The organism is Helicobacter trogontum (assembly GCF_000765905.2).
Taxonomy (GTDB): domain Bacteria; phylum Campylobacterota; class Campylobacteria; order Campylobacterales; family Helicobacteraceae; genus Helicobacter_A; species Helicobacter_A trogontum.
The window spans coordinates 14,141-40,649 of the sequence record NZ_JRPL02000012.1 but is presented as its reverse complement, the minus strand read 5'-3'; the positions used below and the strand labels follow the sequence as shown (position 1 = coordinate 40,649).

The window sequence follows — 26,509 nt, the reverse complement described above, 5'->3', positions numbered from 1 at the left end:
ATATAATTATAATAATATTCATTATTATAATTATATAAGGTTTAAAATATCCTTAAATATCTAATAAATTAACATAAACAATAATTCATATTGATTTTATGAACAAAAAGATAATTTTAAGTTATAATTATAATAATGATTATTAATATATAACAAATAAGGGTAAAATAAGGAGAAGTGATGTCATATAAGTCATATAATTATCGATACGTGCAAATCTGTATAGCTACACTACTATTAGGCTTACCAGAATCATATGCAGAAGAACTACCTCAAGAAGCATTGCATAAAGTAGAAATCTATAGAGAAGAAACTCGTAGGGAAAAATCCCATCAAGCCAAGAAAAAAACACAAACAAAACGTCTAAACAAAATTGTAACATCTGCTACAGGTTTTGATTTACCACTTAAAGAAGAAACAAAAAATATGATCATTATTGACAAAAAAGATCTGCAGGACAAAGGCTACACAAATTTGGAACAAGCCTTAGAAAAACAGCCCTCAATTACATTTATAGCAGGACCAAATGGAACAAAAGAAATAGATTTACGTGGGCAAGGACTTGATGCTTCAAAGGCAGTTAAAATCCTTATTAATCGTGTGCCAATAAATCTACAAGATACAGGTAATGGGGGACATAGTGCTGGGGGTGTAACACCTTTTAATCAAATCAATATTGATGAGATAGAATCTATAGAGATAATCCCTGGAGGTGGATCCGTTGTTTATGGTAATAACACAAGAGGCGGTGTTATCAATATTGTTACCAAAAAACCAAATAGGGATTATACAAGAATCTCATTAAAAGGCACAAGCTTTGAGGCTGCAAATCCAAATAGTTTGGGTAGTAATGTAAATATTTCAGGAGGGAAAAAAGTAAGCGATACAACCTTTATTTCAGGTAATGCAAGCTATTCATATCAAAGAGGATTACGATATAAAGAATATACTCAAAATGTCTATACCTCATTGCATTTAACCCATCAAATAAACTCGCAACAAAAGCTTGACTGGAATATGAGCTATGCAAGAATGTGGCGATATTTTGCTGGTTATTACAACCTTTTTAATGCTGATGGTTCGCTTAAAAATTATGCTCAAATGAAAGATGAACGCTATCTTAGTCCAATAGGAAGTGGCGCAACAGATTCTGCAAAAGGCAATATTACACAGGATTTTATCCAAACTTCGCTTAATTATAATAATAAAATTAATGAAGAATGGAATCTTGATATCATAGCATTTTACGCGTTCTCAAACTTTTTATTTCCTGATATGACACTCGGCGTAAGTGAGAGCAACTTTACAAACAACAATATCGGATTAAATATTAAAGCAAAACGCCAAACGCAGCGCAATGCGCTCATGCTAGGACTTGATAATCAACTAGAAGCAAGTGACAATTTAACAAAAAATGCTTTCAATAACTTGCAAAATAAAGGAACAAAATACTCACTTTCATTATACGGGTTAGATTCTTATAATTTTAATGAGTTTTTTAGTCTTAGTGGGGGTGCGCGAGGAGAATTTTCATATTTTCATATTTTAGGACACACAGGAGTGTCATTTGGTGGGCAAAATGGATATTTTGAAATCAATGCAAAGAAACCGCAATTTGCTTATGCTATCGAAATCACTCCTAATTTTCATTATGGTGAGAGTGGAAGTATTTATGCTAAAGCCGAAACGGGTTTTATATCTCCATCAGTGCGTCAAGCAGTCAGCACAGATCCAAATTATGATACCAGCAATACAGGAGTTGGACCAAAGATAGCAAGCAATATTAAACCAGAACAATACTTTACGGGTGAATTAGGATGGAGACATGAATTTGATAATATATACATCACTGCCACAGCTTATTATACACATACCTTAAATGAAATTCGATACAACCTCTATGGGTTTCGGACAGAATATTATAACCTTGGTGCAACCCAAAGACTTGGCTTTGAATTAACAAGTAATCAAAATTTTTCTATTTTTAGCTTACAAGAATCTCTAGCCTATTTATATTCAAATGTCCTTGTTGGCAGAGAGACTGGCTTAACAAATGGCGGGAGCAGCACAAGTGGCAATTATGAGGGAAAACCAATCCCCTACGTGCCTTTATTAAAAGCAACAATTCTCCTTAACGCAGAGATTCTAAATGCCAATAACCATAACCTCAATCTTTGGTGGAATAATAGCTATTATGGACAATCTGTAGATAATAATCAATTTGTAGTAAATAAAAATGGCTACTTTCTAAGTGATATTGGTCTAACATACAACTATAAGGATCTTACGCTAAGCGTTGGTGTGCAAAATATACTTGATAGTTTTTACATTGCATATCAAAATACAAGCATTTCCTCTATGGGAACAAGCGGTATCTATCTTTCAGGTGCAGGAAGGAGCTACTTTATTGAAGGAAAATATAATTTCTAAGGAAATATATAAAAATATTTATTAAAGATTCTTAATAGGTTCTATGAAGCAAATAATACTCATATTTAACCTATCATAAGGATTGTTGAAAGAATAAAAAGTGCTCTAATTTGCGAGTGCTATTTTATGCTTTAAATGTTATTTTATGTTTTGATGACACAAGAAGTAGCCTAGCCACACCTAGCAACTCTTACGTTTTACAATAACAATCTATAATTTTCTCATGCTTAAAACTTCGCAATCTATTCAAATAGCAACCTATCCCCAACTTTTAGATTTTGAGACTGCAAAAAGCTAGTCATTGTCATTTTTGATTTATTTTGCGGTGTTACAGATTCTATCCATAATGCTCCATTCTCACATGAGATACACGCCCTACCCTGCTCGATTGCAAGAATTACACCCTTTTGCTTACACACTTTATCCAACACATAATCTTGGATTGCATTAATTTTTAAAATACCATCTTTATAATATGTCCATGTACCAATATGTCCTAGCGCTAGAAAATGCAGATAACACGTATAAGAATCTATAAAATCTAAATAACAATCACTTTTTGTAAGCTTTTTGCAATAACTTGCCTTATCATGCTCTTGCGATACAAGATTTAAAGTATTATTTTTTATATCTTGAAGAACTTTTTCTAACAACGAGATTCCATAAGGCACAAGAGCATGAAAAACTTCTGCAACATCTTTTCTTTCAACCACACTCTTTTCTATCTCTTGCATAGCAGCAATATCACCACTATCAAGCCCCTCATCCATGCAAATTACACTTAGTCCAAAATGCTTATAATCATTCATAATACTTGTTTGAATAGGACTTGCACCACGATAATGTGGCAGCAAAGAGCCGTGCAGATTTAAACATATATAACGTGAGATAACTTCTTTTTTCAAAATCTTACCATAAGCTACTACAATAATAGCTTCAATGCTCCATTTTGCTTCTATACCATGTAAGATCTCTATAATATCTACACTTTTTTCAGGTTGAAAGCAGGGAATATCATTCATTAATGCATATTCTTTTACCTCAGGTGCTTTTAGAATCTTCTTCCGTCCAAAAGGCTTATCTGGCTGTGTTATCACAGATAAAACGTTATGATTTTTTGTAAGCCCTTCTAGAATCTCTTTAGCAAACAATGGTGTGCCAAAAAAAACAATATTCATAATGCCCCCTACTATGACGTGATTTGTTCACTTACAATCTCTTGGTTATACAGCCATTCGCTACACCATGATGCGATACCCAATGCATAAAGAGTAAGCTGTGCATTAAAAAAATCTCCACGAAGCATACTGCTACTACACAGCACAACATAAAAAATATTAAGAGAAAGAAGGACAAGATTTGCATATTCATAAAATCCAAATAACTTTTTATTACGGAACAAAACATAAAGTAGCATTATGTTTGCCAACACAAAATAAGCAAAATAGATATATTTACTTGCTAAATTGGAAAAATACGGGTGATAGACATTTGCACTCATAAAAATTACAATTGTTGTTATGCTGGGCTCTAAAATCAACATAGATTTTCCAATACGATGTTGAATATTAATCTCTAGAGAAACCGCCTTATAAGCCAATGGTAAAATGACAAATAGAAACCAACATATAAAAGAAAAAAAGAATTCTAGCGATGTATAATAAGACTGCCATGTCTGTGTCACAACTTCTTCACCCAACAATAAATCCCTAACATCTTGTTGAAAAATTTTTCCACTTAGCCAATATAGCAAAACGCATACAATACACAAAAGAATACAAGCCATAAAGCTAACTATAAAAGGCGCAGTCTTTCCCAAAGTTTGTCGCTGCTTATACATACGAATAGGCATACTAAGAAGTGTTAAAAGCACAATAAATAATAAAATACAGGAAAATATATCATATATACGACCATCTTCTGCAAGCAGAGTAAAAAGCTGTGAAAATATAGGCATAAACTCTGCACTTAAGAGGGCAAGTGCATTAAAAACAAAAAGTGCAAAAAATAGATAGGAATACACAATAGTATTAAATCGCAACAATATCTCCAAATAAATATTTTTTATTATTGTAATAAGAAAAAGCTAATTCAAGGTATAGCATCTAATTTAGCCTACATTTATCCCAACGTAATTTTTACCCTTTTTATACGAGTTTCCTCAATCTCTAAAACTTCATATTGGCACTTTTCATCACTAATCATATCACCAATATTTGGCATATCACCAAAAAGCGTTAGCACATAACCACCAATGGTAACTTGCATAAATTCCTCATCATACTCAAAACCAAAAATACCTTCAACTTTTTCAAGATCTACCTTGCCATCAAACTCATAAGTTTTCTCATCAATCTTTTTGTAATCAGCATCCTCTTTTGTATCCATCACAATGCTACCCATAATTTCATGCATGATATCTTGTGAGGTAATCATACCTGCTGTCCCACCGTATTCATCGATAACAAGAGCGGTATCTATCTTTTTCTTATTCATTTTCACTAGAATCTGTGAGATAGACGCACTTTCTGGAACAATAAGCATTTTTTTAGCAAAGGTATCAAAATTGATGGGTTGATAATTGTTTTTAATATTTGCGGCAAGCACATCGCGTATGTGAATGACCCCAATCACATTATCCTTACTCCCATTACAATAAGGATATCGAGTGTGATTTGGACCTGTTACAATAATCTCAATATTCTTCTCATAACTCAAAGTTTTATCAAGACATATCATATCTTTTCTAGGCGTCATAATTTCTCTTGCAAGAGTATCAGAAAAATCAACTGCATTTTTAATAATTTCTCCCTCAATAGAATCTAAAAATCCGCCCTTTAAGCTCTCACCTACAATAATTTTTAGCTCCTCATCACTATGTGCTTCTGAATGGGCTTGCACTTTCAATAATTTTAAAAACATCGAAGAAGCAAAGTCAAAAAACTTAATCACAGGAAAAAAAATCAACCAAAAGAGATAAAGTGGGCGAGCTATTGCTAAAAATGCAGCCTCACTTTTTGCAATAGCAATAGATTTTGGCACAATCTCACCTAAGATAACATGAAGCAATGTTACTAAACTAAACGATATAAGCAAACTAACTGTATCCAAAAGCTGTGTATGTGCCTGAAAAACCGCATGCATACCATATAGAATTAAAGCAGTAATATGATTTCCAACCCAACCCAGTGCAAGTGAGCTTAGTGTGATACCAAGCTGAGTAGCAGACAAATAGCTATCAAGAGAATTGGACATTTTGAGTGCAAGTCTTGCGACCTGATTGTTTTGCTTTACAAGCTCTTCTAAGCGGGACTTTCTAACTTTTACCATAGCGAATTCGGATAACACAAAAAAAGCATTTAAAAGAATAAGAATAAATGCCAACAAAACCATGCCAATCGAGTGATAACTATCCGTATCCAAAATATCTCCTTATTACATATATAATCTTTTATATTAAACACAAAATGCAAAAAAGATTCCATAAATATCAAGCAATATTCTAGCATGTTAATCTTAAAATGTGCTAAAACGCAATCTTGATATTACTTGCTTAAACATTACACACATTACAGAATCTGAAACAACATATTGCAAATATATACTATAAATAGCAATATCAAATAGCTATAAACACCAAATAGTTTCAAAGAAAGATAACAATTTATCAAACTACAAACAATATTTATATTGCGATGTTACACTAAAAGATTGTCAAAATATTATACTTGCATCTTTTATAAAGCACTAAACTCACCTATCTACCACAATGCCATTTGCTAAAAAACTTTCATTTGATTCTATACATGTAGGACATACATTGCAATGTCGCTCACCGCCTTTGTAGCAACTATATGTTTTTGCATAATCGATACCAAGAGTAACACCAAGCCTTACTATCTCATTTTTATCCCAACTGCAAAATGGACTACAAAGCTTAACCAAACCGCCACTTCCCTGAAAGATACTCTCATTCATAGAAGTTATAAAAGCTTTTGTGCAGTCTGGATATATTGGGTGATCACCCGCATGATTTGCCAATACAACTTCAGTGCATCCTAAAGATTCTGCCAATCCTGCTGCAATACTTAAAAAGATTCCATTTCTAAATGGTATAACAAGCTTTGACATTGATTCTAGATTATAAGAATCATTTGGGATAGTTTCTGTATTATTTTGCAATAAAGCACTTTTAAAATCAGTAAATACACTACTTATATCTAAAAGTGTATAAGGGATATTCTCATCTCTACATATCTGCATAGCACAATTTATTTCTTTTTGGTTATGCAGACTTGGATACTTGAAGATGAGAGCATGTGTATTACATGTCTTTTTACTCCAAAACAATGCGGTTGTGCTATCTCCCCCGCCACTCAACAACACCAACCGCATATTTTACACTCCAGTGCTACCAAATCCATTAATACCGCGTTCTGTAGTATCAACACCATTAGTTTCAATTATACTTACTTTAGGCAATGCGTTAACAATTCCTTGTGCTATTCTATCACCTTGATTGATTATAAAATCGCTTTCACCAAAGTTTGACAAAATTATTTGTATCTCACCCCTATAATCACTATCAATTGTGCCAGGTGAGTTTAAAACAGCTACTTTGTGTTTTAATGCTAAGCCACTCCTACTCCTTACTTGTATTTCAAAGCCCTGCTCTATTTGCATAGCCAAGCCAGTGCGTATAAGTGCATGTGTGTTAGGCTTTAATACATAAGATTGTAATGCATGAAAATCAAAACCTGCTGCTTGTTGTGTAGCAAATTTTGGAATTATTGCATCTTCGTGTAGTTTTTTGAATTTTAAAGTAACTATTTGGCTATTCACATTGTTTAATGGGTCAGAATCCTGTCTTTGCATTCTTAAAATCCTATTTATTTTATGTATTACGTTTTATTAAGCTTGATGGAGATTTTTTGCAGATTCTATGCGTCTTAATCGCTCATCCTCTTGTTCCTTATAAAGCATAGCGCAACCTTTTGCAAGTTCTCTTATCTTTAAGATATATTCTTGTCTTTGAGCAACAGAAATTGCTTTTCTTGCATCAAGCACATTAAAAAAATGACTCGATAACATCGTATAATCATAAGCAGGAAGTGGGAGCTTTGCAAGTAAGCAATTTTTCGCCTCATTTTGTGCATTTTCAAAACTTGTAAATAAGAAAGCGGTATCCGCTACTTCAAAATTATATTTTGAGAACTCATATTCACCTTGCAAATGCACATCAGCGTATTTCATGGTATCATTCCACGCAATGTCAAATACAGACTCCACCCCTTGTATATACATAGCAAGTCGTTCAACACCATAAGTAATCTCCACACTCACACTTTCACAAGGAATACCACCTACTTGTTGAAAATAAGTAAACTGCGTTACCTCCATGCCATCAAGCCACACCTCCCAGCCAAGCCCCCATGCTCCAAGTGTAGGAGATTCCCAGTTATCCTCCACAAAACGAATATCATGAGACTCTACATTTAATCCTAGAGCTTCCAAGCTCTGCAAGTATAGATCTTGTATATTATCAGGCGAGGGTTTAATTAAAACTTGAAATTGATAATAGCTACCAAGTCTATTTGGATTCTCACCATAGCGTCCATCAGTTGGTCTACGAGAAGGTGCCACATATGCAGTAGCCCAAGGCGTCCTATCAAGACTTCTTAGCAATGTAGCAGGATGAAAAGTCCCAGCTCCAGCAGGTATATCATAGGGTTGCAAAATCGCACAACCCTTTGTATTATTGAAAGTGGCATTTGCCCAAAATGTTTGAAGTTTTAATAGAATTTCAGAAAATGTCAGCATAAAAATCCTCTGCAAAAAATATTTATGTAGCATAACAAAAGATTATGAAGTTTTAATGCTTGTCTTAATTAAAATTGTAGTGCCAGTTTATAGAGTATGCTATAATTGATAATTGCAAGAATTTGAGGAAAACTATGCGATTATATATCATAATATTTTTTATACTTTTTTATACTTGTTATGCAAAAGATTCTAAGGATAAATTGACAGAAACCGAGCGAAAAAATGCTATCGTAGCTTGCGCAAATTCACATTTAGAATCTTGTGAAAAGCTACTAAATGACAATGTGCCAAATATACAAACTTGCAATGTCCGAACAGAATGTGAGTTTGTAGGTTGGCTATATATTCAAGTGCAAGATTATACTCAATCGCTCCCTTACCTTAAAAAAGCATGTGATAGTAATCATAAGGAGAGTTGCGATAAATTAGGCTTTAGCTATCAACGACTAAATAACTATAAGAAAGCAAAAAAATATTATAAAATAGCTTGCAATAAAGGCAGCATGAGTGGGTGCTATAACCTTTCTCTGTTATATCATGATGGCTTGGGTGTGCGACATAGCTACGAAATGGCGAATATGCTTTTTGAAAAAATATGTGATAACAATGAAGGGCTTGGTTGTTTGCAACTTGGCATAGCCTATAAGGAAGGCTATGGTGTGATACAAAATCAAGACAAAGCAAAAACATATTTTGAAAAAGGTTGCACACTAGGCAATAATGAATCTTGTGATTTTCTTGATGCTTATCAAGAAGATGTGCAAGATCAAGATGACGATAATGAAAATGATTTTACTGAAAAATATGATAATCAAAAATCTTAGAAAAAATCATGCAATATGGTAGTAAGCATGACAAACATTTTAAACCTATATAGTGACAAATGAAATAAGAAGTATTGAAAGATAATGTTATTATAAAGACATGGGGATTCTAGACAATCTAGCGATACTTAAGGCTTTAGGACATATCAGTTTGGTAATCTTATAAACTTTTTGCTACACTTCTAGCTTTATAATAGTGCAAGGAAATAATATGGTAGAAAGATATGCAAGAGAAGAGATGAAAAGACTATGGGATATGAATGCTAAATATTCCGCATGGTTGGAGGTAGAAAAAGCATTAGTTAGAGGCTGGAATAAGCTGGGATTAATCCCTGATGATGATTGTGAAAAAATTTGTAAAAATGCAAAATTTGATATTGCTAGAATTGATGAAATAGAAGCGATTACAAAGCATGATCTAATCGCTTTTACAACTTCTGTTGCAGAGAGTTTGGGTGAAGAGTCTCGTTGGGTGCATTATGGTATAACATCAAGCGATTGTATTGATACAGCAGTGGCATTACAAATGCGAGATTCTCTAAAGATTATTTTAGAGGATATAAAACAAGTGCGAGACGCTATAAAAGTAAGAGCATATCAACATAAAGATACGCTCATGGTAGGAAGAAGTCATGGAATACATGGTGAACCTATCACTTTTGGACTAGTCTTAGCGATATGGTATGATGAACTAGGGCGACATTTAAAAGCTTTGGAATCCACACTTGAAGTCATCTCAGTGGGTCAGCTAAGTGGAGCAATGGGTAATCTCGCTCACACACCAATGGAATTAGAAGAGTTAGTCTGTAAAGAATTGGGATTAAAACCTGCCCCTGTAAGCAACCAAGTAATACAAAGAGATAGATATGCAAGACTCATGAGTGATTTGGCTCTTTTGGCTAGTAGTTGTGAAAAAATAGCAATAGAAGTGCGACACCTCCAACGCACAGAAGTGTATGAAGCTGAAGAATATTTTGAAGTTGGACAAAAAGGAAGCTCTGCCATGCCACATAAACGCAATCCAATCTTAAGCGAGAATATCACAGGGCTTTGCAGGATGATTAGAGGCTATGCTCTACCTGCAATGGAAAACGTCGCTCTATGGCATGAGAGGGATATTAGTCATAGCAGTGTGGAGCGTTTTATCTTGCCTGATAGCTTTATCACCACGGATTTCATGCTTATGCGTTTAAAAGGACTGCTTGAAAAGCTTGTAGTGTATCCAAAAAACATGATGAAAAACCTGAACCTCACTGGTGGTCTAGTGTTTTCGCAACGAATCTTACTAGAATTACCTAAAAAGGGTGTATCACGTGAAGATGCATACAAGATTGTGCAAAGAAATGCAATGAAGGTATGGGGCGATTTGCAAGAAGGAAAAGCAGCAATAAATGAAAAAGGAGAGAGTTTATATCTACAATATCTTTTAGCAGATTCCGATCTAACAGGACTTATTGGAGAGGCGGCAATCAGAGAATGCTTTGAGTTTAGCTACTACACAAAAAATGTGGACTCTATATTTAAAAGAGTATTTGGATAAATTTGGGGGATATCCGCAGTTACAATTTATATTGGCTAGGTAATGCAGAAAAAGCAAGTTTTTATAGAAATATGTTGTGCGGCAAAGATTCAATAGCATGATGCTAAGCAATATAGACTTCTAGCTTCTTAGCAGCATATGAGCAAAATCTCACAAAACATAGCAACCCTTATGAATACTTTTGATCCAACATGATCCAAGTAACACATTATTGTATTACATCGAAGTCCTAGAACATAAAATATAAAAATCATGGCAATTATTACTGCATTTATTAAGGTGTGGCTGCCCCACTTTCAAGAAGAATGGCAAAAAGTCTAATACGCAAGAAATGTGTTTATAACAATATCATTAGATATCTTTATGGATACCTCAAAGTAACCTTTTATTGTTATACGTGGATTTTAAACTACAAATAATACACTCTTTTCAACCTCAAAAAGAAACTAGCAGCACTTACCGCATCAATCACGCATAAATGATCTGCATACTAATATTTAAAATATTCCAGATTATCACACAAAGCTACAAATAGCTAAAACACAATATAATAGAGTTTGAAGTACATCCAAATGCAAACTACATAATAACGCAATGAAATCAAAATCACTTATACAAATACCTTGTAAAAGTTTGCAAGTAAGCTAGATAAGTAATGTCCCAACCAGGTTAGACATATGAATTTAATATCCATACACACAGGATAACAACAAAAAAAATATGACAAAAACACAAAAAGATACAATAACAAAAGTAAGTTTATAGCGTATGGCAAACATTATCCTAAAGATCTAACATTAAAACATACTCATGTTTCATATTTTTTGGTATATTTTTTAGCGTTGGGATCTGTAAGATCTTATAACGATGTGTTGATTCTAGAAATTGCAACGTGATAATATCATTAACTTTTACTTCTTTTGAGCTTTTTGATACTACACCATTCACTAACACAACGCCATTTGCACACATATCCTGTGCAATTGCTCTACGTTTTGTAAGATTCACTGCATTTAAGAATTTATCTAATCGCATATTTCTCCTTTCTTATTAATATGTAAATCCTTGTACTACTACTTGTATCCAATATTAATGCGTCTAAAAACGATAATTTATACCCACTTGTCCACCAGTACTCAAGGCATGATAACTTAAAGTATAAGTAACAAGAGCCATAGCACTAAAACTTAAATATTGCGTTACAAAATAATCCGCATGGACATTCACATCAAATTTTAATGAATTGCCGCCCAAAAAAAGTGGTGTAGATTGTGGCAATAATGCAAAAATATTTGCATTATTTTTTGAAAAAAGGTTGGATACAGCCACACTGATAAAGCCAAGCAGATAATCCCCTCGATAAAAAGTCTTTAAGCCAATATCAGTAAGCCCTGTGATAGACACATTATACACACTACTAAAGGGTGTAACAAGAGATAAGCTAATAAATGGGCGAAAAACATATTTATCATAGAAAAAATCGATACCAAAGAAGCCCTGCAACATCATATCGCTCACTTGTCCGCTTAGCATACCAAACCCAATATCAACCCCAAATACTCCATGTGCTACCTCATCTTGCATAAATAAAGGTATTGAAGCATTAGCCCCTAAATTTGCACCAAAGAAAAAGGCATAATTTTGTATAGTTTGCGTTGTAAGTAATGCATTACCCAAAGCCATCTTAGCAAACACATCTAACTGAGTTTTTTTTAACACAAAAGGATGTCTATATTGTGTAGCCAAGCCATTATAGACTAAGGTTTGAGAATCGCTTAAACCAAGTGTACCTGCATATGATAGACCAGTCTTTTTAAACGTACTTGTAAATAAGGGGTTATATTCCCTATAAATATCTTCTTTAAAAACATGCACTACTTTAGAATCTGTATTGACATTTTCCCCACTCATTTCCTCTTTATAAATTCCTTGTATATTTGCAGCAAACATTGATTTTACACATAGCCCCAACATATACAAACCTAACATCTTATATTTCATACTACTACCCTCCATTACTCAATCCACCAATAGTGATAAATGCTAAAAGGTGATGCATAGGGTGGAAAAATATGTGGCATTTGTATATCATGTCGCAAAGCGATACGAAAACTTGGGCTATAATAATGCGGCACGACATAGAATCCCCACAATAATATTCTATCCATCGCATGTAAAATCGCCACACGTTTATGATATTCTGTTGTTTGATTAAGTAACACAATAAGTTTGTCAATCGCCTTATTTTTCACACCAGAAAAATTCCTCGAACCTTCCATATCTGCACTCATTGATGAAAAGAAAAAATCTTGTTCATTACCAGGAAAAAGACTTTGTGGTATCATCCCCACAATTATATCATAATCAAATTGTTTTACCCTATTTTCATATTGTGCAGAATCTATCAAACGTATATCAAGTGTAATACCAAGTATTGCGAGATTTTTTTTAAAAGGAAGCACCATGCGTTCAAATAGAGGTGAATTCAATAAAAGTGTAAATTTTACAGGATTATTATTAGAATCTACAAGCTCATTATTTAACACTCTATAACCAGCCTCTTGCAATAACTTTTGCGCATATATAAGATTTGATCGCTTTGAATATGGTGGTTTGGTGCTTGGATTTTTATACATTTCATGAAGCAAACGCGGATTTATAGAATCTTTATAACCAGCTGTTATTTCAAATTGTTTTGTATTTTTATTATAATTTAAAATACCAAGTGATTGCAATATATCTAATTCTAACGCATTTTTAGGGTCAGTTAAAAGCCCACTTGAAGCATATATTGAGTTTTCATAATAGCTCTGCGTACGCTTATATTGTGAGTAAAAAAGATATTCATTGCTCCATTCAAAATCAAATGCCTGAAGTATTGCCTCTCTTACTCTTATATCACTTAGGTGTGCTCGTCTAGTATTGAGATAAAAGCCCTGCATACCCGCTGGTAATCCATGCTTTAACGTAATTTTTTTAAATTTTCCCATATCATATGCACTGCCTTTATAATCATTCGCCCATGCTTTTGCCTGTGGTTCAAACCGATAATCATAATGTCCTGCTAAAAATGCACGCAAAGCGACATTTGCATCCTTATAGTATTCAATTGTAATCCTATCAAAATTATATGCCCCAACATTTACCATCACATCTTTAGCCCAATAGTTCTCATTACGTTTATAGGTAATGTATTTATTTATCTCAAAAGATTCTATCGTGTAAGGACCGCTTCCAAGAGGCACACGTAAGGGCTTCTTACCATATAAATTCTCATTGTTTTGCAAATAAAAATGTTTTGGAATAACATGTAATTGAGTGAGAATAAAAGGTAATTCTTTATTGTTATTATGCTTGAAAGTAAATTCTATAATATTTTCACTCACAACTATTGCTTCTTTTACATCAGCATAGTAGCGAGATTGCGTTGGATCACCATATTGCATAAGCATGTCAAAACTAAACTTTACATCATCAGCACTCACTTTACTATTATCACTAAATCTTGCTTTTGGATTTATCATAAACCTAACACCGCTATTATCGGTTGCAATACTAACTTTTTCCGCAATAAGAGGATATACAGCATAGGGCTCATCATAACTCTGACTCATCAAAGTATCATACACTAATTCAAGAGAATCTGCTTTATTCCCTTTTAATACAAATAAGTCCAAACTATCAAAGCCACCAAGCCCCATAGTTTTAAAACTTCCACCTTTCTTTGCATATGGGTTTGCATAGGGTAAAAAACGCCTATTTACATGTTGCGCTATCCCATCCATAGCAAGCGCACTATGCCATGTCGTATAAAGCCTCTTGAGATTTGTGGCAGCATAACCATAAGGCATACTCATAAACACAATAAAGACAATAATTGATATTACATAAAATCTATGGTATTGCATAGCGATATTTTTTGACATTCTTTACCTAATAAGTTTTAATTTTGAATAATATCATTTTATTATATAAAAAATGAATTTATACACAACTACAAACAATCAATAGCTAAGCTTATTTTAAATTCAAATTGCTATATATCATTATTTCAGACTCTAAGTATTAGCAACACTGTGTTTGGCTTATCTTCATATATTATCTGCGATGTTTAACATTAAAGTAGTTATACTTCCTAAGTCTAAAACAATAAGTCAGTTTTATACATTTCCCGCATATATAAAATTTCATAGAGATATCAAAGAGAAGAGATTTATAAGCATGTTTTATCGAGCAGGTATTGTTGCATATAATTTTAGAAGCATCAAGAGACAATGGAAAACATGCTTACAAACTAACATTCTACACATATAGCCTAAAAAATAATACATATGAAATACTTTATTATAAAGAGTATGTTTTTATTCTTAATAGTTTTGAATGTAAAAACATATAATCCTATTTTTACATTTATGCAAAACTATTTCAAGAACTTTACCACTACACCACTCCCATCCCCCACTTTTTTACAAATCACACACATCTATCAGAATAATTTAAGGAGATAGGTAGAGATAAGACCCATGCAAGACCGCCTCGTTTTGCACGAGTTTAGTGTGAAATAATTTTTCTAAAACTCTTTTCTAGGATCATTTACACCATAAATAATACCTGTTTTTGGATCGCGTAAAATCGCACTCACATCACCCATATCCGGTAATTCTGTGATTTTATATCCCATTCTCGTAAGATTGTCTTGTACATCTTTTGTCATACCATAAGGTTCGATGCGGATTTCATCTGGCTCCCATTGCATGTGAAATCTTGGAGATTCGACTGCTTTTGCTATATCCATTTTATGGTCAATTACATTAGAAATCACTTGCAAAACAGTCGTGATAATCCTTGCACCACCTGGGCTTCCCATCACCATAAAGAGCTTACCATCTTTCAAAATGATTGTAGGGCTCATTGAGCTTAATGGTCTTTTTCCAGGCACAATCGCATTTGCATCACCACCAACTAAACCATAAAGATTTGCCACACCTGGTTTAATTGAAAAATCATCCATCTCATTATTAAGGATAAAGCCAGCTCCCTCAACTGCCGCAATCGCACCATAACTTGCATTAATAGTATAGGTTACACTTACAGCATTACCCCATTTATCTGCCACTGAATAGTGTGTAGTGTGGTTACCTTCCTTATGATTAATTGGTTGCCCCACCTTTATAATACCAAGTCCAGGTTTAACGCTTTTGCTAGGGATAGCTCTGCCATGTGTTTTTACAATATTTGCATAGATCTTTTTTGCATATTCTTTTGCCAAAAGCTTATCTGTTGGCACACTAAAGAAATCTGGATCTGCCATAAATACAGACCGATCGGCATAGGCTTGACGCATTGCTTCACTCATAAGAGCAATTGTTTTTGATGAACCAAAACCTAATTTACCTATATCTGTGTTCTCCATAGTATTTAGAATCTGAATGATATGTGTCCCACCGCTACTTGGAGGTGACATAGAGATGATCTCATAACCTCTATATGTACCTACTACTGGTTTTCGCCATACGACATTATATTGTGCCAAATCATCCTTTGAGATTATTCCACCATTGTTTTGCATATCAGCAACAATTAAATCTGCGATTTTTCCTGTATAAAAAGCACTCTCACCTTCTTTTTGTATGAGGCGTAATGTCTTTGCCAAATCCTTTTGCACTAGTGTTTCCCCACCTTTATAAAGTGAACCATCTTTTTTTAAGAAATACTTTCTTGTGCTTGCAAATTTAGCCAAATCATCTTTGACCGCCAACATTGTTTCAGCTTGTCTATCTGTGATTACAAAACCATTCTCTGCCAAATCAATAGCAGGTTGCATAAGCTCACCAAGAGGTTTTGTGCCATACTTGTCAAGCATGGCACTCATCCCCTTAACCGTACCTGGCACACCCGCGGCCAAATACCCAAGTGTTGAAGCATTTGGGATAACATTGCCTTTATTGTCCAAGTACATATCTCTTGTAGCTTTTAGCGGTGCCTTCTCTCTGAAATCAAGTGTGATATTTTCACCATTTGCAAGGTGAATAACAGCAAAGCCACCACCACCAATATTACCTGCGGCAGGATGCACAACTGCTAAAGCATAACCAACTGCAACAGCCGCATCAATCGCATTTCCACCATCATCAAGCACAGATTTTCCAATCGCAGTTGCATATGCACTACTTGTCATTGCAAGTCCCGTGCCAGTTGTGTCTCGTGTTGGCGGGTAACTTGCTGCAAATACAGCACTCATGCTCAAAAACCCTGTCATCACAATAGACTTGAGCGGTGTTATGTTGAAACTTTTGTGAATATTAAAACCCATATTCCTTCCTCATATAAGATATGGCAGCGCCATTACAAACTCCATTATTTCATTAAAATGTAAATAAACAAAATGGCATTATCAGATTGTGACAAGTGTTCATATTTGATAATACACGAAATGTTACATTGCTTGGTCGCACTAGGCACTAGATTAATACTAATAACTCATTATCCTAAAAATTTCAATTCCAACACAATATCAACACTATAGAACATCACAATAAAGCCATGCATTACATCAATGTTACCAATCTTTCGCTACAATGAGGCTTTATTTTGTGACAAGGGACAATCATGCAATATTTACACGATAGGCAAAAATCACATGCTTTTATATCACAAAAGCATGTAAATCAAATAGCTAAATCAAAAAATTATAAAAGATTTGCATTACATGGGCTTTTATTATCAGGCATGTTTAGCTTAGTAGAAGCTATGGAATTTGGTACAATGGGAAATGTCTCTGCCTCCATGGGTGGAGCTGGTGTTGCATTAAAAAGCCCTTTCGCATTATATTACAACCCTGCATTAATAGCTTCTGATTCTAAAATGCGTATAGGCTATAGTGTGGGTGTTGGCTTATCACAATCAAACCTTGATAAATTAACAAATCTAAATTTTGTAAAAATGGTAGAATCACTTACAAGCCTTGGTAGCCAAATGGGTGGGGGAAGCAAAATAGCTACAAGAGCAGCTAGATCAGTTGCACCAACTATGGGTGTTAACGCAAAGGCTACAAGCAATTTAACTGGTGCATTAACGGAAGCCTTAAAGCAAAGCGGTGCAAGTGGTAACAACTTAGAAGAATTATGGAAGAGCTATGAGCAAAGCCATCAAGGCAGTGCAGATCATTCCCAGCTAGTTGGGAATCTAAAAGATGCTGTTAATAACTCTAGTATGACTCAAGAGCAAAAAGACATGTTTAATGATTTTGCAAATTCCGTCGATTGGAGTAACTTTGATGTATCTAATGGCAAAATTGCAAGCATGACTATTAAGTCTGGTAGCAATGGTGCGCTAGATGCTACTATGAAAGACTTAGACACTCTTTTTGAAGTATTGAGAAATAATAATATGAATGTGATAAGTCAGAGTGGTATTGTGTTTCAATTATCTAATGAAACCATACAAGAGAAGTTTGGCAGTCTTGCTGTAGGCTTATTTAATACTGCACAAGCTGGGGTATCACTTGTTGGAGATAAGAGTCGAATGCGACTTATATTTGGCGATACAACTGGTTATTATGAGCTTATTGTAAAGCAAGATGGATATACACTGAAGGAAGCTAGTAAAGAAGATTATGAGAAATTCTCTATTTTACCATCTATTGAACAAGGTAATGCACATAAAATCGTGAGCTCGGCATTTAATCTTCTAGAAATTCCAGTGGGCTATGCATATAGATTCAACTTTAATAATTCAGAATTAAGCATAGGTATAACTGGTAAGCTGATGCTTGGAGCAAGCCTATATCATGAGCAATTTCTTGGATCTAATTTGCAATTTAATACAAAATTTGCTTCAAATATACACTATAACACAACTTTTGGTATAGATATTGGTTCATATTATGGTTATGATCTTTCCGATACAGGTCAGCTTGGCGTAGGTCTTGTGATCAAAAACATCAATACACCAACCTTTAGGTTTGATGGTGCACCCACTATTAGCATAAAACCACAATATCGTGCAGGTATAGCCTACAATGGTAAAAGATTCTCACTTGCATTTGACGCCGATGTATTGCCAAATGAGGTGTTAACTTATAGTCAATATGGCTTGTATTCACAAATGATAGGTGGGGGATTTAAACTTGACTACAAGTTTATCGATGTAAGAGGTGGTGTCGCTTATGATTTGCGAAGGGATACTGGCGCCATACTAACGGCTGGTGTAAATATATTGGGCTTTATTGATATTGCTGCTGAAGTAGGTACAAAATGGGTTGATTACTTTGGGATTACGGCACCTAAGTATGCTAATGTGAGAATTGGTGGTAGCTTTAGTTGGTAAAAGTTAAAATGTATAAAAGCTTTTTGTTATCAATGTAAACTTTTCTGTTGTATATTGGCTTAGCATTGCATATATAGCACAACCAAGGTAATGCGATAAAGATTGCCAAAAGGCAAGGTTCATGCCTTAATTGCTCCTAAACTCGATGCGCTATAGAGACAAAAATAAATTTAGAATCAATTATCATAAAGAATAAAATCAGGAAGAACACAGAGAAAAAAGAATACGTTTAAAAACAACCTTTTAGTATTAAAAGCTTAACTCCTACGCATTCCACTCATATATAATTTTGCCCCTGCTCCCACAAATTTTCATACTGATAGAAAATCTTATTCCTCCATTTTTTATCAACAGCTTGATATATATTTTATATAAAAACAATCTGATTAACAAGATTTATACTACATTAAGTGCACACTTTTTCTCTTAAGATAAAGTTGCAACATCGCATAATCATCTTATTCGTCATGTCTCTCCAATTACTTTTTTTTATAAAAAATCTATATTAATAAAAGAAAAATATCATGATTAGCAGTTGCCACCTTCATCATTACATTTTGATTTCTTTATTTTAGCTTAGAGCGCAACTTAGACTAAATAATAAAAGCATCTAACACAAAGTTTTTAAGACTAAAATATTATAAATCTGTTTTCTAATACAAGTATATAGGATGTCTTTAATGTCATATCTTAGTGTCTAGCACCTATTAGAATGGTTTATATTCTATAATTTTTATAATTTTAAATGAAATAAGGGTGGATACAATTGTGTAATCTTGAAAGCAACTTGTAATTTTATTTGCAAGTTCGAAGAATTCCAAAACATGACGTTTTTAGAATTCAAATGACATATTTTATTATATGAAATATGGTAAGCATGAGGCTTAATTTCTTATGACAAATCCAATCTAAAGCTCACTAGTCTCTAGCTAACTATCTCGTATTTCTCGATTAAACAATCATTTGGATTCTAAGAAATTATGTTTCACACATTGCAACCTACCCAAGGTTAATAGCATAACCTATGTTTATATTATCCAGTTAAACAAAAGTACTCACAAATTTTATGCCCCATAGAAACAATAAACCCATTAGTCAATAATGCTAATCATAAAACTTGCAATAAAGTTACCCTTATCATTAAAATAATTGTATTTTTTTTAAAATCTCATCTATTGCTTTTTTACTATCAAAGTTATCATAAAAGATTAAATCACTTTGTGTTGGAACTTCCAAATCTTGCATGACCGCCATATTATCTACACTATTTTTATAATAGCCTTTACTATCTCTTGACCGCAGAATGTCGGTATTGACATCAAGATATACTTCTAGGTAATTTGTGAAATTCTCTCTATTAAACTTCCTTATACTCTCAAACATAGAGATTGTAGCCAAGACAACAATAAAACCCTGATCTACAAGCATTTTTGCTGTGCGGACATAATATCTTGACATGTTTGCCCTGCCATCTTTACTATAGTCCGTGTTATCTACACATTCACGCAAAATATCACCATCAAGAAAAATTGCCCTTGTATTATAAACTTCACTTATTCTCTGGATAAGTGCTCTTGCTAATGTGCTTTTCCCGCTCCCACTAAGTCCAGTAATAAATATTAAACCGCTTTTCATTACACTAACTCCAAAAAATCAATATCCAAATCACTCTTAAAATCAATTTCACACCAATTCCCAAAAATCTCCACCATAGAAGCATTATGGTATCTATCAATAAGGAGTTGCAAAAAACTTGTCATATACATATTATTAAAATCCTTAGAATCATAGTATGCCTTTCTGTCAAGATTTTCATAACACTCTATAACTTTAGACAGGAAATTATGCGAGATTCTAAAAAGTCCTATATACTGCCCCTCTATCTCATCATAACCTTTTGGTTTTTTTCCCAGCTCAACAATTTTATCCCCATTAAGTTTTAAAGTCTCTGCATCACTTAATGGATCACTAAAACGCAAACTCCAAAGTTTTTTCCATGCTCTATCGACAACAATACCTAAGTCATGATTGCATGATATAAGCTTTTTTACAGTACCACTGAAATAAATGATATCTGCGTAAGATACCAATAAATCCTCCCTTTTATCTATACATTCAAGCAAAAATTCTTTTGCACAAAAAAGTGTAGCAACCATGTTTGTATGAGTATAATTTTCGTTATTGTAAAATCTTAATTGTCTTATTTTATTTTTAGGGTTTGCGCCACACGATTCTACATAGGTTTTATTTATGTATTCTCGCAAGACATTAAATTTATATCCACCGACAATACAAACTTCCTCTATCCCAGATTCAGACATGGCACTTAAAATATAATCAATAATAGGCCTACCCTTATAACACACCATGCACTTTGGTACATCTTGTGTAAGAGGCATCAACCTTTGTCCAAATCCTGCCGCTAGAATAATTGCTTTCATCACATATCCTTATTTTTAAAATCTTTGCAAAGCGTATTTTTCCAGTATTGAAAAATATCACTATTTGGCATACCCATCTCTCTTTCTATGTGCCACATAATTCCAATAATATTATGAAATTTATGTTTAAAAGCTTCAATACTTAAATCATTGGAATTATTACATATTGCTAATATTTCAAGCTCTTTACCAAGTTGAGTGATGGCATAGTTATGAAATGAATTTGTTCTAAATCTTTGCGTAGCTTCTAAGCCTTCTAATGTCTGCGTCCTAGACTCCACGCTCACTTCAGAATGTATGGGTGATAAATTTTGCTCAACCTCATGCAAACCTACATGATTTATGCAGGGTGTAATTTGTGAATCAAAGTAGTGTGCGATCATTTGTGCTCCGCGACAGATTCCAAGCAAGGGGATAGAATATCTTATGCATAACTCTATAATATTGGTCTCAAAAACATCTCTTTCTCTATTTAAATGCGTATCATTAAATATGCTCAAATCATTTCCACCACTAAGAATTATGCCAGCAATATATGGTAAATATGGAGTAATGTCTTGCTTATAACTTAAAGGCAACATAAGAAAGTCATGTAAATATTCTGTGAAAAATTGCCCCCAATCAAGCGCTAAAGATTCCCTCACCTCATTATATTCCTGCATACTATAGAGTCGCTGTGAAATTGCTATATACTGCCTTTTCATACATATCGCCCTTATAAACAAATGATTTGTTCACTCTGGCAATCAATCATGATTCTTTCAGCCTTACAATATTTTTGATATTGCTCTTCGCCCACTCCAATAACTGCTGGCATATTTTGCTCTGAAGCCCTAATTGCCATATGAGAGTTTGCCCCACCATAGCAAGTAATAAATCCTGCGATATTCTTTGTAAAAAGATAATCAAATCCTGGGTCTGCTGCATAAATTAAAACTATCTTACCTTCCAAATCCGAATCTGTGTGTAAAGCTTTTAATGCAGTAATCGATTTTTGTGTAATAAAGTTTGGCATAACCTGTTGCGTTTGAAAGGCAAAGATCTGTTCTTTTGCAGTAATTAAGGGCGGAAGTTTAATCGCTAATGTAAGCTTATACTCTTCTTTGTGGCGAGCTATGGAATCTAAAAGCTTTTGCTTTGGACTTTTTGAATAAAGACTTGCATAAAGCGACAAGATATCATGTATATCAAGATATGCCATATCTTCTTTTGAAATATCATAATGTTCTCCCAACTCACTAATCAATACGAGTGCGTAAGATAAAAGCTTACTAAACTCAAACTTTGCGTATTCACGTCCCTCAATAGCAATTTTAAGAAACTTAAAAAACTCACTTGAATCTATTTTCAATCCATGTTCCTTTAAGATTCTATCCAACCTATTAAGTCTCTCTTCACTTAAACAAAATTGCATATGGCTTTGCACCTCATGTTTCTTATCAAGACTAAAATATCGCTCAAAATCTTCATCATAACGTGGACTTAAAATATCATAACTTCCTGCACGTAAATGTCCAAATTTTTCCAAAAATGCAGCTTTGTTTTCGATGTTGAGATTCATGCTGCTTTCTGCAAGCTGCTTACTTATAGTGTTTAATGTATGTAAAAAAGCATTTTTCTCTTTCTCACTTAAAAAGCCAATACTAACCAAAGAATTAAGCATTAAAACCGCTACAAAACCAGCTCTTGCAATACCTGCAAATGGCAATGTTCCAAGTCTTTTACACTCTTGTAAACTCCAATATATCTTGTCAATTAAAGAATAATCTGAATTCTTAATCTTACTAAAAGAGTCCTGCAGTTTTGCAATTTTTTCCAAATCCTTTGCGTAGTACCCATTTTTTGTGTTGATGATTTGATTTGTAAGCTCCAAAAGTGCAAATTCAATTCTTTTAATCTCATTACTATTAAAACCATGTTTAAGGAGCACTAAAAGACTATCTGGGGTATTAAAATCATAGCAAGAAAAGACTATCTCAAATTCTACTTTATCATGAAAGTGCGGATTAGAATCTAATTTTTGTAGGTAATAATTAGCTAGTTTTGTAGCGATTTTAGAATCCAACTCTTTTGGTATAAAAGAATTAAAAGAGGCTCTCACGTCAATATATGGGATACCTAAAAAAGAATGCATAAGTGGATGAGAATGCAATGCTTTGTAGCCATAATTGTCTCTTTGATATGCCCAAATATTATCAGTTACAATTTCTTTATAAAGACTAAGAGCTAATCTCTTGGGACGCAATCCAATAATTTCTGCAGGATTCCAATCAGGCATAACACCAAAAATTGCTCTATCGCCCAATACATTTGGTGTTTTCTTAAGAAAGCTTGTAAGTCGTTTTTGCAATCTGCTTAGAGCATCTTGTGGCAATGCGTTAAAGAGATTGATGCTTGGTTTTACTAAGGGTCGCACTTGCAATAAATAAAGCTTTTCTTGATTGTCTTTCGTCTCTATATTTTGATTTGTAGAATCTGACTTACACGTTTGAATGTCATCTAGGAATGGCTTTGCAAAGGCAAATTCAATGTCAATAAACTTATACTGCAATATGGATTCTAACTCTTGCATTAAAGCAATGACCTGTTTAAATCTCTTGTTATTAGGATCTATATTAGCAATCTCATCTTGATTAGCACAGGAATGATTGGAGTGTAAGGCTTGATGACCTGCATTTGCTCCACATTCATCTGGGTTGAGATCAGAGGCTATACTTTGCTTCATGTTTGGGTGGGTTAATGGATTCAAGGCGTGTTTATTGCAATCTAGATCTTGCATCAAATTTGCATGAGTACCAAGTTTTAGATTTTCCATATTTTGTTTCATAGCTTTTGTGTCTATGTCCAAATACATAGACTTTTGCGTAGAAGTAGGTGTATCCCTATATTGAAAATAGCTAATTCTATCCTTGCTAGTACCATCAGTAATGCCACTACTTGAACCACTAACATCACACTCTATACAATAATATGGGCTAAAATTATCTTTATCCACACTAAACCCAACACCGCACAAAATAATATGTTGCAAGTATGGTTGAATCAGGATTTCATCATGATCGTTTGGCATAGAATCTGCCACTTGTTGCAATGCTTTAATGACAGCCTCTTTATGTTTTGCAGTAATATTGGCTATACTAAGAAATGCACCAGCATTGGAAGTATGCTTAGAATCTTCATTCATTGAAGAACTACGGACAATAAGCTTTTGTATACGCTTATCCTTGCAAAAAGAATCTATCAAATCTAAAGCCTTTTGCATATCACCCTTTATTTGCTTCTTGGTAAGTATTAAAAGCGGTAAAACCTCTGCGTGCTCTAATTTATCTTGAAGCATATAAAGATTCTTTGCCTTACTTTGAAATTCTAATTTTTGCATATTTCTTCCTTCAACTGACTTGAGCATGTCGTACAATTTACACTTTTCTAGCACTCCAACATCTCGTTGTATATTTTATACTAAACTCACTTGGCAATACCTCACGCATAGCCTTGCTGATATTGTCAAACAGGGTATTACCCTCGTTTGTTTCCAAATCCCAATATGGGTTTTTTACACTCTTCCATGCATTGATATAATTCTCTATACTTTGATGAAAATAAAAATCTTCCTCTAGGTAGATAATATTGTCAAACAAATCTTTCCTAGATTCAATAATCTCTCTTTGATCTTGTCTCCTTAGCCCTCTATCATAATTTGGAACAAACTGCATGATCACGCTTTCTGCCTTCTCTTGTATAGGACAAGCCAAATCCCTATGATTCCACATACATGAAAAATAGCAATTTGGCTTTAAAAGTCGGTGTGCTTCTTGCATAGCGAAGTTTCTATCCATAACGTTAAAACTACTTCCAAAAGTTACATAGTCAAACGCCTCACTCTGTAAAGTAGAATCTATACCTGTTGCACGCACCCATGCAATCTTTTTACCTTGTGTTCGTTCTATCCCAATCTCACGCATTGCATCGTTTGGCTCAACAGCAACAACCTCTAGTCCCCTTTCTAAAAGCATGATACTCAAGTTACCACTGCCAGCACCAATGTCTGCAACCTTCGCACTTACTTTATCTCCTTTCACTAGAGAAACAAGCATGTCAATACTCTTTGGTGCATAGTTTGGTCTATAGCTATAAAATTTTGCATGTTTTGTGTAATCCCATATTTGTTCTACTATTTTTTCCATTATTATTATCCTTACGTGTCTGTGCACATAGCAAGACAAAATAAGGATAATAAGCAATTTATGCTTTACATACACTCCATGCACGAATTTTATAAGGTATTGCAATTTCATCTAAATCTGCAATCTTAGATTCAATCATGCTTAGAATCTGTTTCCATCTTTTTTGCCCTGCTTGTGCTTGAATATCATTTACAGAATGCCATGCACCTAAATACCTTTCTTTACTCATTATTTCTAAGTGGTCACATTCCATAAAAAAGCAATCTTTGAAATGCCCTGTTGAAACAAGGATTTCTTCCCATTTCTTCACATTTTGCGTTCCGCTACTCACACGAGTAAGCTCTGGTACAATATTCTTAATTTCTGTTTCAATGTCATAGAATATCGAACCTTCTACTATATGACGTGGATTCCATATTGCTGTGAAATAAGCAGCCTTGCCTTGCGTGAGAGCATTTGGATGAGGTTTGCCCCCCCCCCCCATTTTAGCACTCTGCACTGTATTATAACAATCGTTGCCATCTAAGATTCTGGCAAACTCTGGTAAAGACTTCTTTGGATCAGTCCAGTGAAATGAACTCGCCATAATTACCCAATCAGCACTCTTCGATTCTATACCTGTATCTTCACCACTACCTTTACACCAAGTAATATTGGAATCTTTTGTGTAATTTTGTCCTTCTTCTCTCATAGAATCATTTGGTTCAACCGCCCTTACTTTTATACCAAAATCATCAGCCAAAATCTTTGTAAGTTTGCCTGTACCAGCACCAACCTCTACAACTCTTAATTCATCCAAAGGTTTATTTGCATCATTAATACATTTTATAAGCTTGTCTAAAAGCATTACGCTATATGCGGGACGATTATGGTAATGCTTTGCCACTTCTGTAAAATCACCTTGTCTCATTACTATCCTTTTCTCAATTAATCTACCTA

The 26,509-nt window shown here is 34.0% G+C and carries 20 protein-coding genes; 4 read left to right on the top strand and 16 right to left on the bottom strand.

Annotated elements, in window-relative coordinates; translation table 11 throughout:
- The first annotated feature begins 180 nt into the window (after nucleotides 1–180).
- Entirely contained in the window at nucleotides 181–2,430 is a 2,250-nt protein-coding gene (locus tag LS81_RS06175; protein WP_034344370.1) for a TonB-dependent receptor, read from the top strand.
- 242 nt (nucleotides 2,431–2,672) lie between these two features.
- On the opposite strand, the gene LS81_RS06170 is transcribed toward LS81_RS06175, so the two are convergent.
- The 6 genes from LS81_RS06170 to glyQ all read right to left on the bottom strand — a co-directional run bounded on the left by LS81_RS06170 (nucleotide 2,673) and on the right by glyQ (nucleotide 8,250).
- Complete coding sequence (locus LS81_RS06170) at nucleotides 2,673–3,608, bottom strand: methionyl-tRNA formyltransferase (RefSeq protein ID WP_034344367.1); 936 nt, start codon at nucleotides 3,606–3,608, stop codon at nucleotides 2,673–2,675.
- An 11-nt stretch (nucleotides 3,609–3,619) separates the two neighbouring features.
- Entirely contained in the window at nucleotides 3,620–4,471 is an 852-nt protein-coding gene (locus LS81_RS06165) for a hypothetical protein (RefSeq protein ID WP_034344365.1), read from the bottom strand.
- An 80-nt stretch (nucleotides 4,472–4,551) separates the two neighbouring features.
- Nucleotides 4,552–5,853, bottom strand: a complete 1,302-nt coding sequence (locus LS81_RS06160; protein WP_081955867.1) for a hemolysin family protein — start codon at nucleotides 5,851–5,853, stop codon at nucleotides 4,552–4,554.
- A 330-nt stretch (nucleotides 5,854–6,183) separates the two neighbouring features.
- Nucleotides 6,184–6,825 (bottom strand): 7-cyano-7-deazaguanine synthase QueC, encoded by a 642-nt coding sequence (gene queC / locus LS81_RS06155; protein WP_138069878.1) that lies wholly within the window; start codon nucleotides 6,823–6,825, stop codon nucleotides 6,184–6,186.
- Nucleotides 6,826–6,828: 3 nt separating this feature from the next.
- Entirely contained in the window at nucleotides 6,829–7,305 is a 477-nt protein-coding gene (gene dut, locus LS81_RS06150; RefSeq protein WP_052096403.1) for a dUTP diphosphatase, read from the bottom strand.
- Nucleotides 7,306–7,341: 36 nt separating this feature from the next.
- A complete protein-coding gene (glyQ, locus tag LS81_RS06145; protein ID WP_034344363.1) occupies nucleotides 7,342–8,250 on the bottom strand; it encodes a glycine--tRNA ligase subunit alpha in 909 nt (302 codons plus the stop codon).
- A 134-nt stretch (nucleotides 8,251–8,384) separates the two neighbouring features.
- On the opposite strand from glyQ, the gene LS81_RS06140 reads away from it, so the two are divergent.
- Entirely contained in the window at nucleotides 8,385–9,077 is a 693-nt protein-coding gene (locus LS81_RS06140; RefSeq protein ID WP_052096402.1) for a tetratricopeptide repeat protein, read from the top strand.
- A 211-nt stretch (nucleotides 9,078–9,288) separates the two neighbouring features.
- On the top strand, nucleotides 9,289–10,617 hold the full coding sequence (purB, locus tag LS81_RS06135; RefSeq protein WP_034344360.1) for an adenylosuccinate lyase: 1,329 nt from the start codon (nucleotides 9,289–9,291) through the stop codon (nucleotides 10,615–10,617).
- A gap of 783 nt (nucleotides 10,618–11,400) precedes the next feature.
- On the opposite strand, the gene LS81_RS06130 is transcribed toward purB, so the two are convergent.
- The 4 genes from LS81_RS06130 to ggt all read right to left on the bottom strand — a co-directional run bounded on the left by LS81_RS06130 (nucleotide 11,401) and on the right by ggt (nucleotide 16,918).
- Nucleotides 11,401–11,652, bottom strand: a complete 252-nt coding sequence (locus tag LS81_RS06130) for a S4 domain-containing protein (protein ID WP_034320501.1) — start codon at nucleotides 11,650–11,652, stop codon at nucleotides 11,401–11,403.
- Between the two features lie 63 nt (nucleotides 11,653–11,715).
- Nucleotides 11,716–12,618 carry a hypothetical protein gene (locus LS81_RS06125; protein ID WP_034346899.1) on the bottom strand — a complete coding sequence of 301 codons (903 nt, stop codon included), beginning with the start codon at nucleotides 12,616–12,618 and terminating at the stop codon, nucleotides 11,716–11,718.
- Between the two features lie 14 nt (nucleotides 12,619–12,632).
- A complete protein-coding gene (locus LS81_RS06120; protein WP_034344359.1) occupies nucleotides 12,633–14,543 on the bottom strand; it encodes an extracellular solute-binding protein in 1,911 nt (636 codons plus the stop codon).
- Nucleotides 14,544–15,187: 644 nt separating this feature from the next.
- Nucleotides 15,188–16,918, bottom strand: coding sequence for a gamma-glutamyltransferase (ggt, locus tag LS81_RS06115; protein ID WP_411710195.1), 1,731 nt, complete (start codon nucleotides 16,916–16,918; stop codon nucleotides 15,188–15,190).
- A gap of 308 nt (nucleotides 16,919–17,226) precedes the next feature.
- Here ggt and traF point away from each other — a divergent pair, with 308 nt between their 5' ends.
- On the top strand, nucleotides 17,227–18,945 hold the full coding sequence (gene traF, locus LS81_RS06110; RefSeq protein WP_052096400.1) for a conjugal transfer protein TraF: 1,719 nt from the start codon (nucleotides 17,227–17,229) through the stop codon (nucleotides 18,943–18,945).
- Nucleotides 18,946–20,085: 1,140 nt separating this feature from the next.
- On the opposite strand, the gene LS81_RS06105 is transcribed toward traF, so the two are convergent.
- The 6 genes from LS81_RS06105 to LS81_RS06080 are packed head-to-tail and all read right to left on the bottom strand — an operon-like array spanning nucleotide 20,086 to nucleotide 26,480.
- Nucleotides 20,086–20,580 carry an adenylyl-sulfate kinase gene (locus tag LS81_RS06105; RefSeq protein ID WP_034344357.1) on the bottom strand — a complete coding sequence of 165 codons (495 nt, stop codon included), beginning with the start codon at nucleotides 20,578–20,580 and terminating at the stop codon, nucleotides 20,086–20,088.
- Nucleotides 20,580–21,386 carry a phosphocholine cytidylyltransferase family protein gene (locus LS81_RS06100; RefSeq protein ID WP_034344356.1) on the bottom strand — a complete coding sequence of 269 codons (807 nt, stop codon included), beginning with the start codon at nucleotides 21,384–21,386 and terminating at the stop codon, nucleotides 20,580–20,582. Before LS81_RS06100 ends, LS81_RS06105 begins: the two co-directional genes overlap by 1 nt.
- Entirely contained in the window at nucleotides 21,386–22,090 is a 705-nt protein-coding gene (locus LS81_RS06095) for a gamma-glutamyl-gamma-aminobutyrate hydrolase family protein (protein WP_034344354.1), read from the bottom strand. The genes LS81_RS06100 and LS81_RS06095 overlap by 1 nt, the downstream gene beginning before the upstream one ends.
- Nucleotides 22,091–22,101: 11 nt before the next feature.
- Nucleotides 22,102–24,765: a PEP-utilizing enzyme gene (locus tag LS81_RS06090; RefSeq protein ID WP_034344353.1), complete on the bottom strand. Its 2,664-nt coding sequence runs from the start codon at nucleotides 24,763–24,765 to the stop codon at nucleotides 22,102–22,104.
- Between the two features lie 37 nt (nucleotides 24,766–24,802).
- Nucleotides 24,803–25,570 carry a class I SAM-dependent methyltransferase gene (locus tag LS81_RS06085; RefSeq protein ID WP_034344352.1) on the bottom strand — a complete coding sequence of 256 codons (768 nt, stop codon included), beginning with the start codon at nucleotides 25,568–25,570 and terminating at the stop codon, nucleotides 24,803–24,805.
- Nucleotides 25,571–25,628: 58 nt separating this feature from the next.
- Nucleotides 25,629–26,480, bottom strand: a complete 852-nt coding sequence (locus LS81_RS06080) for a class I SAM-dependent methyltransferase (protein WP_104696540.1) — start codon at nucleotides 26,478–26,480, stop codon at nucleotides 25,629–25,631.
- Between the last annotated feature and the right edge of the window lie 29 nt (nucleotides 26,481–26,509).

Coding starts and splice junctions, on each gene's coding strand:
- LS81_RS06105 (WP_034344357.1), bottom strand. CDS start 20,580: ATGAAAAGCGGTTTAATATTTATTACTGGACTTAGTGGGAGCGGGAAA.
- LS81_RS06130 (WP_034320501.1), bottom strand. CDS start 11,652: ATGCGATTAGATAAATTCTTAAATGCAGTGAATCTTACAAAACGTAGA.
- purB (WP_034344360.1), top strand. CDS start 9,289: ATGGTAGAAAGATATGCAAGAGAAGAGATGAAAAGACTATGGGATATG.
- dut (WP_052096403.1), bottom strand. CDS start 7,305: ATGCAAAGACAGGATTCTGACCCATTAAACAATGTGAATAGCCAAATA.
- LS81_RS06100 (WP_034344356.1), bottom strand. CDS start 21,386: ATGAAAGCAATTATTCTAGCGGCAGGATTTGGACAAAGGTTGATGCCT.
- LS81_RS06175 (WP_034344370.1), top strand. CDS start 181: ATGTCATATAAGTCATATAATTATCGATACGTGCAAATCTGTATAGCT.
- LS81_RS06170 (WP_034344367.1), bottom strand. CDS start 3,608: ATGAATATTGTTTTTTTTGGCACACCATTGTTTGCTAAAGAGATTCTA.
- traF (WP_052096400.1), top strand. CDS start 17,227: ATGCAATATTTACACGATAGGCAAAAATCACATGCTTTTATATCACAA.
- LS81_RS06080 (WP_104696540.1), bottom strand. CDS start 26,480: ATGAGACAAGGTGATTTTACAGAAGTGGCAAAGCATTACCATAATCGT.
- queC (WP_138069878.1), bottom strand. CDS start 6,825: ATGCGGTTGGTGTTGTTGAGTGGCGGGGGAGATAGCACAACCGCATTG.
- LS81_RS06120 (WP_034344359.1), bottom strand. CDS start 14,543: ATGTCAAAAAATATCGCTATGCAATACCATAGATTTTATGTAATATCA.
- glyQ (WP_034344363.1), bottom strand. CDS start 8,250: ATGCTGACATTTTCTGAAATTCTATTAAAACTTCAAACATTTTGGGCA.
- LS81_RS06125 (WP_034346899.1), bottom strand. CDS start 12,618: ATGAAATATAAGATGTTAGGTTTGTATATGTTGGGGCTATGTGTAAAA.
- LS81_RS06085 (WP_034344352.1), bottom strand. CDS start 25,570: ATGGAAAAAATAGTAGAACAAATATGGGATTACACAAAACATGCAAAA.
- LS81_RS06090 (WP_034344353.1), bottom strand. CDS start 24,765: ATGCAAAAATTAGAATTTCAAAGTAAGGCAAAGAATCTTTATATGCTT.
- LS81_RS06140 (WP_052096402.1), top strand. CDS start 8,385: ATGCGATTATATATCATAATATTTTTTATACTTTTTTATACTTGTTAT.
- LS81_RS06095 (WP_034344354.1), bottom strand. CDS start 22,090: ATGAAAAGGCAGTATATAGCAATTTCACAGCGACTCTATAGTATGCAG.